At 71.2% G+C, this 13977-nt stretch carries 14 protein-coding genes; 8 read left to right on the top strand and 6 right to left on the bottom strand.

Going from position 1 to position 13977, the window contains the following annotated elements:
- Positions 1-9 precede the first annotated feature (9 nt).
- Complete coding sequence (locus ABFX54_RS01075) at positions 10-1173, bottom strand: acetoin utilization protein AcuC (protein ID WP_346100945.1); 1164 nt, start codon at positions 1171-1173, stop codon at positions 10-12.
- Between the two features lie 177 nt (positions 1174-1350).
- On the opposite strand from ABFX54_RS01075, the gene ABFX54_RS01070 reads away from it, so the two are divergent.
- From ABFX54_RS01070 to ABFX54_RS01055, 4 genes are all read left to right on the top strand, one after another.
- Complete coding sequence (locus tag ABFX54_RS01070) at positions 1351-2487, top strand: sensor histidine kinase (RefSeq protein ID WP_346100944.1); 1137 nt, start codon at positions 1351-1353, stop codon at positions 2485-2487.
- Positions 2484-3152 carry a response regulator gene (locus ABFX54_RS01065; RefSeq protein WP_346100943.1) on the top strand — a complete coding sequence of 223 codons (669 nt, stop codon included), beginning with the start codon at positions 2484-2486 and terminating at the stop codon, positions 3150-3152. The genes ABFX54_RS01070 and ABFX54_RS01065 overlap by 4 nt, the downstream gene beginning before the upstream one ends.
- Positions 3153-3233: 81 nt before the next feature.
- Positions 3234-4124 (top strand): ABC transporter ATP-binding protein, encoded by an 891-nt coding sequence (locus tag ABFX54_RS01060; RefSeq protein ID WP_346100942.1) that lies wholly within the window; start codon positions 3234-3236, stop codon positions 4122-4124.
- Complete coding sequence (locus ABFX54_RS01055) at positions 4121-4864, top strand: ABC transporter permease (protein WP_346100941.1); 744 nt, start codon at positions 4121-4123, stop codon at positions 4862-4864. The genes ABFX54_RS01060 and ABFX54_RS01055 overlap by 4 nt, the downstream gene beginning before the upstream one ends.
- Before the next feature lie 16 nt (positions 4865-4880).
- Here ABFX54_RS01055 and ABFX54_RS01050 read toward each other — a convergent pair whose 3' ends face one another.
- The 5 genes from ABFX54_RS01050 to ABFX54_RS01030 all read right to left on the bottom strand — a co-directional run bounded on the left by ABFX54_RS01050 (position 4881) and on the right by ABFX54_RS01030 (position 10034).
- The gene (locus ABFX54_RS01050; RefSeq protein WP_346100940.1) at positions 4881-6065 is read right to left on the bottom strand and encodes an ABC transporter permease; all 1185 of its coding nucleotides are present in this window, start codon (positions 6063-6065) and stop codon (positions 4881-4883) included.
- Positions 6062-6790, bottom strand: coding sequence for an ABC transporter ATP-binding protein (locus tag ABFX54_RS01045; protein WP_346100939.1), 729 nt, complete (start codon positions 6788-6790; stop codon positions 6062-6064). Before ABFX54_RS01045 ends, ABFX54_RS01050 begins: the two co-directional genes overlap by 4 nt.
- Positions 6787-8133 (bottom strand): efflux RND transporter periplasmic adaptor subunit, encoded by a 1347-nt coding sequence (locus ABFX54_RS01040; protein ID WP_346100938.1) that lies wholly within the window; start codon positions 8131-8133, stop codon positions 6787-6789. The genes ABFX54_RS01045 and ABFX54_RS01040 overlap by 4 nt, the downstream gene beginning before the upstream one ends.
- Positions 8134-8313: 180 nt before the next feature.
- On the bottom strand, positions 8314-9108 hold the full coding sequence (gene proC, locus ABFX54_RS01035; RefSeq protein ID WP_346100937.1) for a pyrroline-5-carboxylate reductase: 795 nt from the start codon (positions 9106-9108) through the stop codon (positions 8314-8316).
- A gap of 44 nt (positions 9109-9152) precedes the next feature.
- Positions 9153-10034 carry a proline dehydrogenase family protein gene (locus ABFX54_RS01030; RefSeq protein ID WP_346101065.1) on the bottom strand — a complete coding sequence of 294 codons (882 nt, stop codon included), beginning with the start codon at positions 10032-10034 and terminating at the stop codon, positions 9153-9155.
- Between the two features lie 126 nt (positions 10035-10160).
- Here ABFX54_RS01030 and ABFX54_RS01025 point away from each other — a divergent pair, with 126 nt between their 5' ends.
- From ABFX54_RS01025 to grpE, 4 genes are all read left to right on the top strand, one after another.
- Positions 10161-10604: a hypothetical protein gene (locus ABFX54_RS01025; RefSeq protein ID WP_346100936.1), complete on the top strand. Its 444-nt coding sequence runs from the start codon at positions 10161-10163 to the stop codon at positions 10602-10604.
- Between the two features lie 240 nt (positions 10605-10844).
- Positions 10845-11192 carry a hypothetical protein gene (locus tag ABFX54_RS01020; protein ID WP_346100935.1) on the top strand — a complete coding sequence of 116 codons (348 nt, stop codon included), beginning with the start codon at positions 10845-10847 and terminating at the stop codon, positions 11190-11192.
- 320 nt (positions 11193-11512) lie between these two features.
- The gene (gene dnaK, locus ABFX54_RS01015; RefSeq protein WP_346100934.1) at positions 11513-13387 is read left to right on the top strand and encodes a molecular chaperone DnaK; all 1875 of its coding nucleotides are present in this window, start codon (positions 11513-11515) and stop codon (positions 13385-13387) included.
- Positions 13387-13977 carry a nucleotide exchange factor GrpE gene (gene grpE / locus ABFX54_RS01010; RefSeq protein ID WP_346100933.1) on the top strand — a complete coding sequence of 197 codons (591 nt, stop codon included), beginning with the start codon at positions 13387-13389 and terminating at the stop codon, positions 13975-13977. Before dnaK ends, grpE begins: the two co-directional genes overlap by 1 nt.

Here is a 13977-nt window from a genome sequence, read left to right as displayed (position 1 = left end):
TCTTCCTCGTCAGGGCATCGGATCGAGGCCGTGCAGGGGGAACACCGCGTGCCGGGTCGCCATGACCGCACGGTCAATGGGGTCCGCAGGATCATAACCATCAGAGAAGTGATGAAATTCCGGTTTGCGCCCATCCGTCATGGTGAGCGGTGGCGTCTCCCCCGTCCGCTCGCGGACGAACCGGCGCCATTCCTCGCTCGTCGGCGTGGCCGGATCGATCGGGTGACCTGCCGCCTCGGCGATGAGATGGGTCCAGATCCTCGGCACCACCTGGACCAGCTCGTAGCCGCCTCCGCCGGTCGCCAGCCACCGGCCGCCGGCCGTCTCGTGGGCCAGGCGGTGCAGGGCGGCGTACGCGGCCCGCTGGCCGTCCACGCTGAGCATCAGGTTGGCCAGGGGGTCGAGCGCGTGGCTGTCGCAGCCGTGCTGGGTCACCAGGATCTCCGGCCCGAACTCGCGCAGCAGCGGCGGCACGACCGCGTGGAAGGCACGCAGCCAGCCGGAGTCGCCGCAGCCCGCGGGCAGCGCGACGTTGACGGCCGTGCCCTCGGCGCCGGTCTCCTGGGGGAAGCCCGTGCCGGGGAACAGCGTGCGCGGGCTCTCGTGCAGGCTGATCGTCAGGACTCTGGGGTCGTCGTAGAACGCCGCCTGTACGCCGTCGCCGTGGTGGACGTCGACGTCCACGTACGCGATCCGGCTCACGCCCTGCTCCAGCAGCCAGGCGATGGCCAGCGCCGGATCGTTGTAGACGCAGAACCCGCTGGCCGAGGCGGCCATCGCGTGGTGCAGCCCGCCCGCGATGTTGAGCGCGTGCTCGGCCGAGCCCTCCCAGACGGCGCGGGCGGCGGCCAGCGTGGCGCCGGCGATCAGCGCGGACGCCTCGTGGACGCCCTTGAACGCGGGGTTGTCGGTGGTGCCGAGACCTACGCCGAGGTCGGCCCGGCCCGAGGCGGACACGCGCTTGACGGCCTCGATGTAGGGCCGCTCGTGGACCAGGGCCAGATCGTCGTCACTCGCCGGCTCACAGCCGGCCAGCTCGACCTTGTCGAGCACGCCGAGCTCGCGGGCCAGGGCCATGGTCAGCTCGACGCGCACGGGGGCGAGCGGATGGCTCGGGCCGAAGTCGTAGGAGGTGAGAGCGTCGTCCCAGATCACCCGTGCCGACCGGCTCATGCCAACCCCTCCACACGCTGCCCTCGCCTTGGCGCCGACGTTACCGCAGCCACGGCCCTCCTGCTGTGGCGCGGGTCCGGCGCCGCCGCCGACGGGCTGTGGCGCGGGTCCGGTGGTGCCGCCGACGGTGGGAAACGTCCGAGCTCCACCCAGAAGTCGTGACTTATGGTGTTTACCGTGCGCATCGCGCGGATCTTTCGGAAGATCGGGCGGATCCCCAGATTCTTCAGACGTCCGGTCGTCTTCGACCGGACGCTGGTGATCGTGCTGGCCGTGCCCGCGCTCATCGGACCTCTGCTGATGATCGTCCAGGGCCAGTGGTGGTTCCAGGCCGCCACCCTGCACTACCTGCTCGGAACGGCGCTGCTGCTCGTGCGCCGCCGCCGCCCGGTGCCGACCGTCGCGCTGGTCATCGCCGTGGACGCGGTGTTCATCCTGAGCGGGACTGTGGACAACACCAACATCCCCACGCTCGTCGCCCTGTACAGCCTGGGCCGCTACACCAGCGGCCGGACCACCGCGATCGCCTCGGCGGCGGCGTGCGTCGCCGGCGCCGCCGTCATGACGTTGGGAGTGGAGGGCCAGGGGCTCTGGCTGGTTTCCCTGTTCACCGTCGGCGCCGCCGTGGGCCTCGGCCAGCTCGTCCGGCTGCGGGCCGAGCTCAAGGAGCGGGGCATGCGCGAGGCCGCCGACGCCGCCGTCAGGGCCGAGCGGCGGCGCATCGCCAGGGAGCTGCACGACGTGGTGGCGCACCACATCACGGTGATCAACGCCCTGGTCGGCGGCGCGCGGGCGACGCTGCCGCCGGAGCAGGAGGTCACCAGGAACGCGCTGGAGAGCGCCGAGCAGACCGCCAGGCAGGCCATGTCGGAGATGCGCCGCCTGCTCGACGTGCTGAGGGCCGACGGCCACGAGGGCCCGGACGCGGCGACCGGGGTCGGCGCCGAGCGGTTGCCCGCGCTGATCAAGGAGGCGAGGTCGGCGGGATTACCGGCCAGCCTGACCGTCACGGGCGAGCCGGTCGCGCTGCCCGCCACCGTGGACCACGCGGTCTACCGGATCGTGCAGGAGGCGCTGACGAACACGCGCAAGCACGCCGTCAGCGCCAGGGCCAGCGTCCTGCTCGCCTACCAGCCCGCCGCCGTCGAGGTCGAGGTGCTCGACGACGGCCTGACGAAGGGCCAGGGCGCGCCGGGGTTCGGGCTCGGCGGCATGGCCGAGCGGGTGGCCCTGTGCGGAGGCCAGTTGTCCACCGGCCCGCGCGAGGAGGGTGGATTCCGCGTGCACGCCCGCATCCCGCTGGAGGGGACATGATCGCCGCAGATCCCATCGAAGTGCTCCTGGTCGACGATCACGAGCTGGTGCGCAAGGGCTTCAGGCTCATGCTCGACGCCCAGCCCGACCTGAGCGTGGTCGGCGAGGCGGGCGACGGCGAGCGGGCGGTGCACCTGAGCCGGCGGCTGCGGCCCGACGTGGTGCTGATGGACCTGCACATGCCGGGCATGGACGGCGTGCGCGCGACCGAGCTGATCACCGCCGAACTGCCCGGCGTGCGGGTGCTCGCGCTGAGCACGTTCGACCTGGACGAGAACGTGGTCGCGGCGCTGCGCGCGGGCGCGGACGGCTTCCTGCCCAAGGACGTCTCCCCCGAGGAGCTGATCGAGGGCGTACGGGTGGTGCACCGAGGCGAGTCGGCCGTCGCGCCGCGCCTGCTGACCCGGCTCATCGGCACCTTCGTCCGCACCTCGCCCCCGCGCCAGGCGCCCGCCGCGCTGACCGGGCTCACGGAGCGCGAGCGGGAGATCCTCGTGCTGATCGCCCGGGGCAGGTCGAACGCGGAGATCGCGGCCGGCCTGTCCGTCTCCCCCTCGACCGTGAAGAACCACGTGACGAGCCTGTTCGCCAAGATCGGCGTACGGGACCGGGCGCAGGCCGTGATCGTCGCGTACGAGGCGGGCTTGATCCACCCAGGAGAGTAGGACCAGGGTCCTAGATCGCGGCTGCGCGAAACGGTCCCGGGGCAGGAAGAAACCGGCGCCGTACGACGGCACGCTGTGACCATGACCGCTATCCGGGCAACGAACCTGAGCAAGCGCTACGGCGGCACCGTCGCCGTGGCGGATCTGTCGTTCGACGTCGAGCCGGGTCAGGTGACCGGCTTCCTCGGACCCAACGGCGCAGGGAAATCGACCACGATGCGCATGATCCTCGGCCTCGACCGGCCCTCGGGCGGTTCGGTGCTCGTGGACGGGCGGCCGTACGCGGAGCTGAGGCATCCCCTGCGCAAGGTCGGCGCGCTGCTGGACGCCAAGGCCGTGCACGGCGGGCGCAGCGCCCGCAACCACCTGCTCGCCATCGCGCAGAGCAACGGCATCCCCTCCTCCCGGGTGGGCGAGGTGCTGGAGGCCGTGGGCCTGGGCGAGGTCGCCGGGCGGCGGGTCGGCGGGTTCTCGCTGGGCATGTCGCAGCGGCTGGGCATCGCCGCGGCGCTGCTCGGCGACCCGGAGATCCTGCTGTTCGACGAGCCCGTCAACGGGCTCGACCCCGACGGCATCCTGTGGATCCGCACGTTCATGCGCAAGCTCGCGGCCGAGGGGCGGACGGTGTTCGTCTCCAGCCACCTCATGAGCGAGATGGCCCAGACCGCCGACCACCTGATCGTGATCGGCAAGGGGCGGCTCATCGCCGACACGAGCGTGGCCGAGTTCATCGGGCGCAGCTCCCAGGGCTACGTACGGGTCCGCTCGCCTCGGCTGGCCGAGGTCGCCGACCTGGTGAAAGTGGGCGAGCCGCATCCCGACCACCTGCGGGTCACCGCGATGAGCACGCTGGAGATCGGCACGCTCACCGCGCGGGCCGGCATTCCGCTGGAGGAGCTGACGTTCGTGCGTCCCTCGCTCGAAGCGGCGTACATGGAGCTGACCAAGGACAGCCTGGAGTTCTCCTCATGACCGACATCCTCAGGTCCGAATGGACCAAGATCCGCTCTGTGCGCTCGACGGTCTGGACGCTGGTCGCCACCGCGATCCTGCTGATCGGCCTCGGCGCGCTCATCGTCACCGCGCAGAAGGGCAGCGCCGACGGGCCGATCACCGGCCAGGACGCGATCCAGCTGAGCCTGGTGGGCAACATGTTCGCCTCACTGGCCATGGCCACGCTGGGCGTGCTGGTGATCTCCAGCGAATATCGCACGGGAGGCATCCGCACCTCGCTCATGGCCGTGCCCAGGCGGCTGCGGCTGCTCACCGGCAAGATCGTCGTCTTCACGGCGCTGGCGCTGGTCGTCTCGGCGGCCGCGTCGGCCGTCGCGATCCTGGTGGGCGTGCTCATCGCTCAGCCGACGTCGGTCGATCCGGGCGCGGTCGCGGGGGCGGCGCTCGGGTCCGCGCTCTACCTGACCGCCTGCGGTCTGTTCGGGCTGGGGCTCGGCGTCCTGATCCGGCACACGCCAGGGGCCATCGTGTCGGCCATCGCGCTGATGCTGGTGCTGCCGCAGCTGATGTACCAGTTGCCCGGGCAGTGGGGCAGGACCGTGGCCGACTACTTCACCACCAACGCCGGCATGCTGATCGTGATGCCCGTCCGGGGCGAGGGCGCGCTGGGGCCGTGGAGCGGGTTCGGCGTCTACCTGGTGTGGATCGCCGTCACCGTCGCCGCGGGCGCCGTGCTGCTGCAGCGCCGCGACGCCTGACAGGGCGTTCTTCCCATCATTCGGCGCGCAGGGCGATCACCGGATCCAGCCGGCCCGCTCTGCGCGCCGGCGCCACGCCGAAGAACATTCCGACCGCCGCCGACACCCCGAAAGCCAGCGCGATCGACCACCAGGTGATCGAGGCCGGTACCTCGGTGAACGCCTCGATGGCCAGCGCGCCGCCCACCCCGAGCAGGATCCCGATGAGCCCGCCGATCGTGGTCAGCAGCACCGCCTCGATGAGGAACTGGGCCAGGATGTCGCGCTGCCTGGCCCCCAGCGCCTTGCGCAGCCCGATCTCGCGGGTGCGCTCGCGCACGCTGACCAGCATGATGTTCGACACCCCGACGCCTCCGACCAGCAGCGAGATGCCGGCGATGGCCGCGAGCACGCCGGTGAGCATGCCCAGCACGCTGCCGATCGTGCCGAGCAGCGCGGTCTGCGTGACGGCGGAGAACTGCTCGCCCGGATATCGGTCGCGCAGCGCCGCCGTCACCCGGTCCGACAGCGGGTCGATCTCGTCCGGGCCCGAGGCGCCGACCGCGAGCCCGTTGATCCGCTCGATCCCGAGCAGCCGCTGCGCCGTCGTCACCGGGACGTGGATCTCCTGGTCGCGCGACAGCCCGAACGTCTGCCCCACCGTCGCGTACACGCCGACCACCCTGAACCTGGCCCCCGCCACCGTCACCTGCCGCCCGATCGGGTCCAGGTCGCCGAACAGCCGGTCGGCCACCTCCGAGCCGAGCACCGCGACCCGGCGGCGGGTGTCCACGTCCGTCTCGCTCAGCGGGCGGCCCTTGCCGACGGGCCGCTCGAAGATGTTGACCAGGTTCTGATCGGTGCCGATCACCGTGACGAACACCTCGGTCCTGCCCACGCGCACGGTCTCGCCCGACTGCAGCGAGACCGTCACCTTCGCCGGGTCGCCCACCACCCGCCGCACGTAGGCCACGTCGGCCAGGCCGAGCTTGCTCTGCGTCGGCGCCGCTCCCAGGCTGATCCGGCCGGGGACGACGAGGATGATGTTCGTGCCGAGGCCGGAGATCTGCTGCTCGATCTCGTCCTTGGCGCCGGTGCCGATCGCCACCAGGATCACCACGGCCAGCACGCCGATGATGACGCCGAGCATGGTCAGCACGCTGCGCAGCCGGTTGACCCGCAGCGCCTCCATCGCCATGACCAGCGCCTCGGTCGCGTTCATCGCCCGTCCTGTCCGTCGGTCCGCCCGGTCGATCCGTCCCGTACGTCGATCCGTTCGATCAGGCCGTCCCGTACGTGGATCTGGCGCCTGGCGTGGGCCGCGACCTCGGCCTCGTGCGTGACGAGCACCACGGCGACGCCGCCGCCCGCGTTGAGCCGGTCGAGTATGGCCATCACCTCGGCCCCGTTCGCGGTGTCGAGGTTGCCGGTGGGCTCGTCGGCCAGCAGCACCTTCGGCTCGCCGACCAGCGCCCTGGCGATGGCCACCCGCTGCTGCTCCCCGCCGGACATCTGCGAGGGCCGGTGGTCCATCCGGTGCCCCAGCCCCACCGACTCCAACGCCGCGCGGGCCCTGGCGCGCCGCTCGGCCCGCCTCAGCCCCCGGTAGACCAGCGGCAGCGCCACGTTGTCCAGCGCCGTGGTCCTGGCCAGCAGGTGGAAGGACTGGAAGACGAAGCCGATCGTCCGGTTGCGCAGCTCGGCCAGCGCGCCGTCGGACAGCCGGGAGATGTCCACCCCGTTGATCCGCAGCACGCCGGAAGAGGGCCGGTCGAGACAGCCCAGCAGGTGCATGAGCGTGGACTTGCCCGACCCCGACGGGCCCACGACGGCGGCGAACTCGCCCTGGTCGATCCGGAGCGAGACGCCTCTCAGCGCCTCGACGGCCACGCCGTCGAGCTGGTAGCGGCGGGTGAGGTCCACCGCCTCGATGGCGGGAGCGCTCATGGCAGCCGCTGCCCCTCCCGTACGGAGTCCGCACCCTTGACCACGACCCGCTCGCCCACGGACACCCCGTTCAGCACCTCCACCACGGCGTCGCCCTGGGCGCCGAGCTTGACCACGCGCCGCCGCGCCACGCCGTCCGCCACCGCCCAGACCACGCTCTCGCGCCCGCTGGAGACGATGGCCGAGGCCGGCACCGCGACGGCCGACGGCGACTCGCGCACGGTCAGCCTGGTGACGGCGCTCATGCCCGGCTTGGGGGCGGGCGCCTTGGCGCCGTCGTCGAACGCGCCCGGGCCGAGCCTGAGGCGTACGGGGTAGCTGACGCCGCCCGTGGTGCCCTCCATGGGGTTGACGCCGATGCCGGTGACCACGGCGGTGTACGTGGCGCCGGGCACCGCGTCCAGCTCGACGGCGGCCTCGACGCCCTCGCGTACCAGCAGGACGTCCGTCTCGTCCACGTCGGCGTCCAGGGTGAGCCTGGACACGTCGGTCACGGTGACGATGGAGTCGCCGGGCGAGACCGGGACGCCGATCGCGACGGGAGCGCCAGAGGCGGATCCGCCCGAGGGCACGGACGGGAGCTGCTGCCCGCCGCCGGGCAGCCGTCCGAGCAGGCTCTCGACCCCGCCCGCCGCGCCGCCGCCCGACACCCGGCCCAGGCTGACGACGCCGGAGAACGGTGCTTTGATCGTCAGTGACTTCACCGTGCTCTCTGCCGCCTTCACCGCGGCCTTCGCCTGGGTGCGCGAGGCGGCCTGGAGCGAGGCCATGGAGCTGGACAGGCCGCTGGTCACGCCGGATAGCACGCCGTTGATCGAGCGGTTGAGCTGGGCGGTGATCGAGGCCAGCGCCTTCGTCTGGGCCCGGTGCTGGGTCTGGGCCAGCTCGATCGCGGTGAGCAGTTGCCTGCGGGCCTGCCGGTCCTCGATCTTCTTCGCCTCTTTCCTGGCCTTGGCGAAGTGGGCGGCCACCTTGCGGTCGAACGCGCCGGTGTCGAGGGACGGGAGGCGGACGTTCGCGCCGAAGCTCGCCGGGGCCGGCATCCTGGACGCGCGGCGGGCCTGGCTGAGCTGGTCCTCCGCCTGGGGCGAGCGGATCCTGGCCAGGATCTGGCCCTTGCGGACGCGGTCGCCCTCGCTGACGTACAGCTTGGCGATCGTGCCCTGGGCGGGAGAGCGCAGTGTCGCGGAGGCGCGCGCGCCGATGGTGGCGGGCGCCTCGACGACCTCGGTGACCGGGGCGCGCCGGACCTCGGCGAGCTGGACGGCCGGGGGCTCCTCGGACGTGCAGCCGGTCAGAGCTAACAGGACGAGCAGCGGGGCCAGCCCGCGTCGGACCGTCACCGCCCCATCGTAGGAGCCGGGCCCGCCGCCCTCACAAGCGCCCGCTCGGCCACCGCTGCCGGGTGCTCAGCCACAGGCCGGGCGCGGAGGTCGGCCGAAGGCCAGGCGGCCGGCCGAGGCGGATGTCGGCCGAAGGTCGGGTGGCCGGCCGGACGCGGGTGTCGGCCGGAGGCCGGGTGGTCAGCCGGAGGCGAGCTCGCGGCCGCGGTCGCGGGCGGCCTCGATGGCGGCCAGGAAGGCGGCGCGCACGCTGTGGCGTTCGAGCTCGGCGATGGCCGCGATCGTCGTGCCGCCGGGCGACGTGACGGCCTCGCGCAGGATCACCGGATGCTCGCCGGAGTCACGCAGCATCACCGCGGCCCCCACGATGGACTGGGTGACCATGTCGAGCGCGGCGGCGCGCGGCATGCCGAGCAGGATGCCCGCGTCGACCATGGCCTCGACCAGGTAGAAGAAGTAGGCGGGGCCGCTGCCGGACAGCGCCGTCGCGGCGTCCTGCTGCGACTCGGGGATGCGCAGCACCTTGCCGACCGGCTCAAGCAGGCCCTCGGTCAGCTTGAGGTGCTCCTCGGTGGCGTGCGCCCCCGCCGAGATCACGCTCATCGCCTCGTCGAACCTGATCGGCGTGTTGGACATCACCCGCACCACCGGCACCTGGACGCCGAGCCGCTGCTCGACGAACGAGGTGGTGATGCCGGCCGCGGCGCTGATCACCAGCCGCCCGGCGGGCACGTAGGGGGCGATCTCGGCCAGCAGCGTCGCCATGTCCTGCGGTTTGACCGCGAGGACGAGGGTGTCGGCGGACTGGGCCGCCTCGGCGTTGGAGACGATGCGCACGCCGTACGCGTCGCGCAGCGCCTGCGCGCGCTCGGCCCTGCGGGTGGTCGCCATGATGTCGCCCGGCTTGAGCCCGGCGCGCAGCAACCCGGACAGCAGGGCCTCGCCCATCTTGCCCGTGCCCAGAATCGCGATCATTTCGGCCCCTCGATGAATGGAACGCTGGTCTGGCAGCCTATCCGCTACCGCCGGGAGACCAGGGAACGCAGGAAGAAGGCCAGGTTGCGGGGGCGCTCCGCCAGGCGGCGCATGAGGTAGGCGTACCAGTCGGCGCCGTAGGGGACGTAGACGCGCACCCGGGAGCCGAGCCCGGCCAGGCGGGTCTGCTCCTCTGGGCGCACGCCGTACAACATCTGGTATTCGTAGCCCGTCGGGTCGCGGCCGTCGAGGACGGCCAGCGTGGAGGCGATGCGCAGCAGCCTGGGGTCGTGCGTGGCGACCATGGGGTAGCCGGGGCCGGCCATGAGGACCTTCAGGCACCGTACGAACGAGCGGTCGATGTCGCGGGCCCTGCGGTAACCGCCGGGGGCGGTGTAGGCCCCCTTGCACAGCCGTACGCGGGCGGACCCGATCTTCTCGCAGCGGTCGAGCGAGTCGGGCAGGTAGGCCTGCACCACCACGCCCACCTCGGGATGCTCCCTGCGCAGCGCCGCGTGCACGGCGTGCAGCCCGGCGATCGTGTCGTGCTCCTCCGCGTCGAGCGTGACCGTGACGCCCTTCGCCTCGGCCGCCGCGCAGATGGCCGCGGCGTTGGCGGTGGCGAGCCGCTGGGACAGCCGCAGCCCGAGCGCGGTGAGCTTGACCGACACGTCGGCGCCGGCGGGCAGCAGGTCGAGCAGCGACACGTAGGTGTCAACGGCGGCCTCGGCCTGGGCCTCGTCCGTCACCTCCTCGCCGAGGTGGTCGACGCTGACGAGCAGCCCCTGGCGGGTCAGCCGGTCGACGACGGCGCCGATGTCGCTCGCGACGTAGCGCCTGACCACGTCCGCGGTCAGCGGTGAGGTGGTGACGAGCCGCTCGGCTCGGGGGCTCTTGGAGAGGGCGAGCATGGCCTGACGGAGCACACGATCCACACTAATCAGTCGGCCTGCCGATCGTGCGCCGCCACCTCGCGACTCCTGCCCTGACCAGGATCCGGCCGGGGAGTTGAACCGGCGGCGGGCGCGGTCCGTCGTAGGGGTATGCGGACAATGACAGCGACTCTCCTGACCGGATGCCTGGTGTTCGCCGCGGGCTGCGGCACGACCCCGCCGGTCGAGCGGGCCTCGTCCTCGACCCCGGAGAAGCCTCCCGTCGTGTCGGAGCCGGTCACCACCTCTCCCACGAAGCCGCCCGAGACGGTCAAGCCGACGGGTGACGCCATCAACGTCCACAAGGTCCGCTGGACCAAGGCCAAGCCGGTCTCGAAGGGCCGCAAGATCCAGCTCACCTGGTGGTCGGGGGTGGAGCCGTGCACGGTGCTCGACCGGGTCAAGGTGAAGGAGACGTCCAAGCGGGTCACCGTCACCCTGTACGAGGGCACCGGCAGCAAGGCGAAGAACGTGTCCTGCATCATGATCGCGATCGAGAAGACCACGACGGTCACCCTGAAGAAGGCCCTCGGCAAGCGGAAGCTCGTGGACGGCGCGAAGTGACGGCGTGACAGGGCGGCGTGACAGGGCGGCGTGACAGGGCGGTGCCCGGTGGCGGCGTCAAGTCCTGATATGCCCACTTCCTCATTTGTCCACTTACGGACAACCGTAGTGACAAATGATCGATTTGTTGCGATACATCGATCAGAACACCCCGCCGCCGGGCCCTCCGCCGGTGAGATCCCGCTCCGATGGAGGGCGTGAACGCCCGGGTCACGTGAGCCATCTCCTACGCGGACCCCGGTGCGCGCCCACCGCGCCGGGGTCCGCCCATGTCTGTTCGGCGGGACGGGCGGCCCCTCGGCCCAGCCGGTGCTCACGTGGCGGACGGCGAACATCGGCGGCGTCCCCTTGGCCACGCCGCCGATCGCGCGGCCCCGGCAGGAGACGCCGGCGAGCCACCGGCCCGTGGACAGGTCGACGATCCGCCGCCGGCAGGGGAACTTCGCCCGGGTCAGCCTCCCGTCGAAGACGTGGTCGAGCTCCCCGAAGCCCAGCGCCGGCCCCTTTCCTCCCAGGGGTCCCGCCACCTCTCCCACGACCTTGACGTGGGGCGAGGCGGCCGGCAGGCGGATGAGCACGGCCCGCTGAGCCGTGCCACCAGGTTGGTCGCGATCCCGTACAACCATGGTCTGACCGCGCCCATCGCGGCGGCGTCGGCCGCGGTGGGCCCGCGCGCGATGTAGCGGTGGATCTCGCGAAGTGGGCGCCGAAGAGATCAGGTGGAACCCCTGATCGCGCGGGTCCGTTACGTGAGTTGTGCACCGTCATGCCCGTTCTTGCCCGGGGAATTCGGGAATGCTTTCACGCTCACGAGGGTTGAGTCGGGTAGGCTCAAGTCGTTTGACAAAGACGACACGCATCCATAGGTTGAGTCCAACAGACTCAACTTTGACTACAAGGACGTACTCATGGCACGTGCGGTAGGTATCGACCTTGGGACGACCAACTCCGTCGTCTCGATCCTCGAGGGCGGTGAGCCCACCGTCATCGCCAACGCGCAGGGCTCGCGGACCACGCCGTCCGTGGTCGCCTTCGCGAAGAACGGCGAGGTCCTGGTCGGTGAGGTCGCCAAGCGGCAGGCCGTCACCAACGTGGACCGGACGATCCGCTCCGTCAAGCGGGAGATGGGCACCAACTGGTCCCAGGAGATCGACGGCAAGAAGTTCTCCCCGCAGCAGATCAGCGCGTTCGTGCTGCAGAAGCTGAAGCAGGACGCGGAGGCCTACCTGGGCGAGAAGATCACCGACGCGGTGGTCACCGTCCCCGCCTACTTCAACGACGCCCAGCGCCAGGCCACCAAGGAGGCCGGCACGGTCGCGGGGCTCAACGTGCTGCGCATCATCAACGAGCCGACCGCGGCGGCGCTCGCCTACGGGCTCGACAAGGAGCAGGACCAGACGATCCTGGTCTTCGACCTCGGCGGCGGCACCTTCGACGTGTCCCTGCTCGACGTCGGCCAGGAGGACGGCCACGGCTTCGTCGAGGTCAAGGCCACCTCCGGTGACAACCACCTGGGCGGCGACGACTGGGACCAGCGCGTCGTCGACGAGCTCGTCAAGCGCTTCCAGAACGCCCACGGCGTCGACCTGGCCAAGGACAAGATGGCGCTCCAGCGCCTGCGCGAGGCGGCCGAGAAGGCCAAGATCGAGCTGTCCAGCCAGTCCGAGACCAACATCAACCTGCCCTACATCACGGCCTCGTCCGAGGGCCCGCTGCACCTCGACGAGAAGCTGACCCGCTCCGAGTTCCAGCGGCTCACCGCCGACCTGCTCGAGCGCACCAAGGGCCCGTTCCACCAGGTCATCAAGGACGCCGGCATCAAGGTCTCCGACATCGCCCACGTGGTGCTCGTCGGCGGCTCGACCCGCATGCCCGCCGTCTCCGAGCTCGTCAAGGAGCTGACCGGCGGCAAGGAGCCCAACAAGGGCGTCAACCCCGACGAGGTCGTGGCCATCGGCGCCGCGCTCCAGGCCGGCGTGCTCAAGGGTGAGGTCAAGGACGTCCTGCTGCTCGACGTGACCCCGCTGTCGCTGGGCATCGAGACCAAGGGCGGCATCTTCACCAAGATCATCGAGCGCAACACGACGATCCCGACCAAGCGCTCCGAGGTCTTCACCACGGCCGAGGACAACCAGCCGTCGGTGCAGATCCAGGTCTACCAGGGCGAGCGCGAGATCGCGTCCTACAACAAGAAGCTGGCCACGTTCGAGCTGACCGGCATCGCGCCGGCGCCGCGCGGCATCCCGCAGATCGAGGTCACCTTCGACATCGACGCCAACGGCATCGTCAACGTCTCCGCCAAGGACCTGGGCACGGGCAAGGAGCAGACGATGACGATCACCGGCGGCTCCGCGCTGCCGAAGGACGACATCGAGCGGATGATGCGCGAGGCCGAGTCGTACGCCGAGGAGGACAAGAAGCGCCGCGAGGAGGCCGAGGTCCGCAACAACGCGGACGGTCTGGCCTACCAGACGGAGAAGTTCCTCCGCGAAAACGACGACAAGGTCCCCGGCGAGATCAAGACCGAGGTCAACGACGCCCTGGCCGAGCTGAAGAAGGCTCTGGAGGGCACCGACACCGACGTCATCCGCACCTCGGCCGAGAAGCTCGCCACCGTCAGCCAGAAGATGGGTTCGGCGATCTACGCTCAGAGTCAGGGTCAGCAGGCCGGTCCCGAGGGCGCTCCGCAGGACGCCACCGCCGGCCAGGGTGACCAGAAGGCCGACGACGACGTGGTCGAGGCCGAGATCGTCGACGACGACCAGCCGAAGAAGGACCAGTGATGCCAGCGCGTGAAAACGGGCACGAGGAGCCGGTGATCCGCGACAACCGCAAGATCGACCCGGAGACGGGCCAGGTTCGACAGGCGCCCGTGGCGCCACAGGAGGTGCCGGGCGACGTGCTGGAGTCGCAGGATGGCGAGCTGGCGGCCCAGCTCGCCGAGCGGACCGCCGACCTGCAGCGACTTCAGGCGGAGTACACCAACTACCGCCGCAGGGTCGAGCGTGACCGGGTCGCGGTCCGCGAGCAGGCCGTCGCGGGGGCCCTGTCGGAGCTCCTTCCCGTGCTCGACGACATCGGCCGGGCCCGCGACCACGGCGAGCTGACCGGCGGCTTCGCGAAGGTGGCGGAGTCGCTGGAGTCGGCGCTCACCAAGCTGGGCCTCAGCTCCTTCGGGCAGAAGGGCGACCCGTTCGACCCGACGGTCCACGAGGCGCTGATGCACAGCTACTCGACCGAGGTGAGCGAGCCGACCGCCGTCGAGGTGCTGCAGCTCGGATACCGCATCGGCGACAGGGTGCTGCGCCCGGCGCGGGTGGCCGTCGCCGAACCCGAGGACGCTCCAGCCGCGTCCAATGACGACGACAACTGA

The sequence above is a fragment of the Nonomuraea maheshkhaliensis genome, assembly GCF_039529435.1.
In the GTDB taxonomy this organism is placed as follows: Bacteria; Actinomycetota; Actinomycetes; order Streptosporangiales; family Streptosporangiaceae; genus Nonomuraea; species Nonomuraea maheshkhaliensis.
This window is presented reverse-complemented; position numbering and strand designations above follow the sequence as displayed.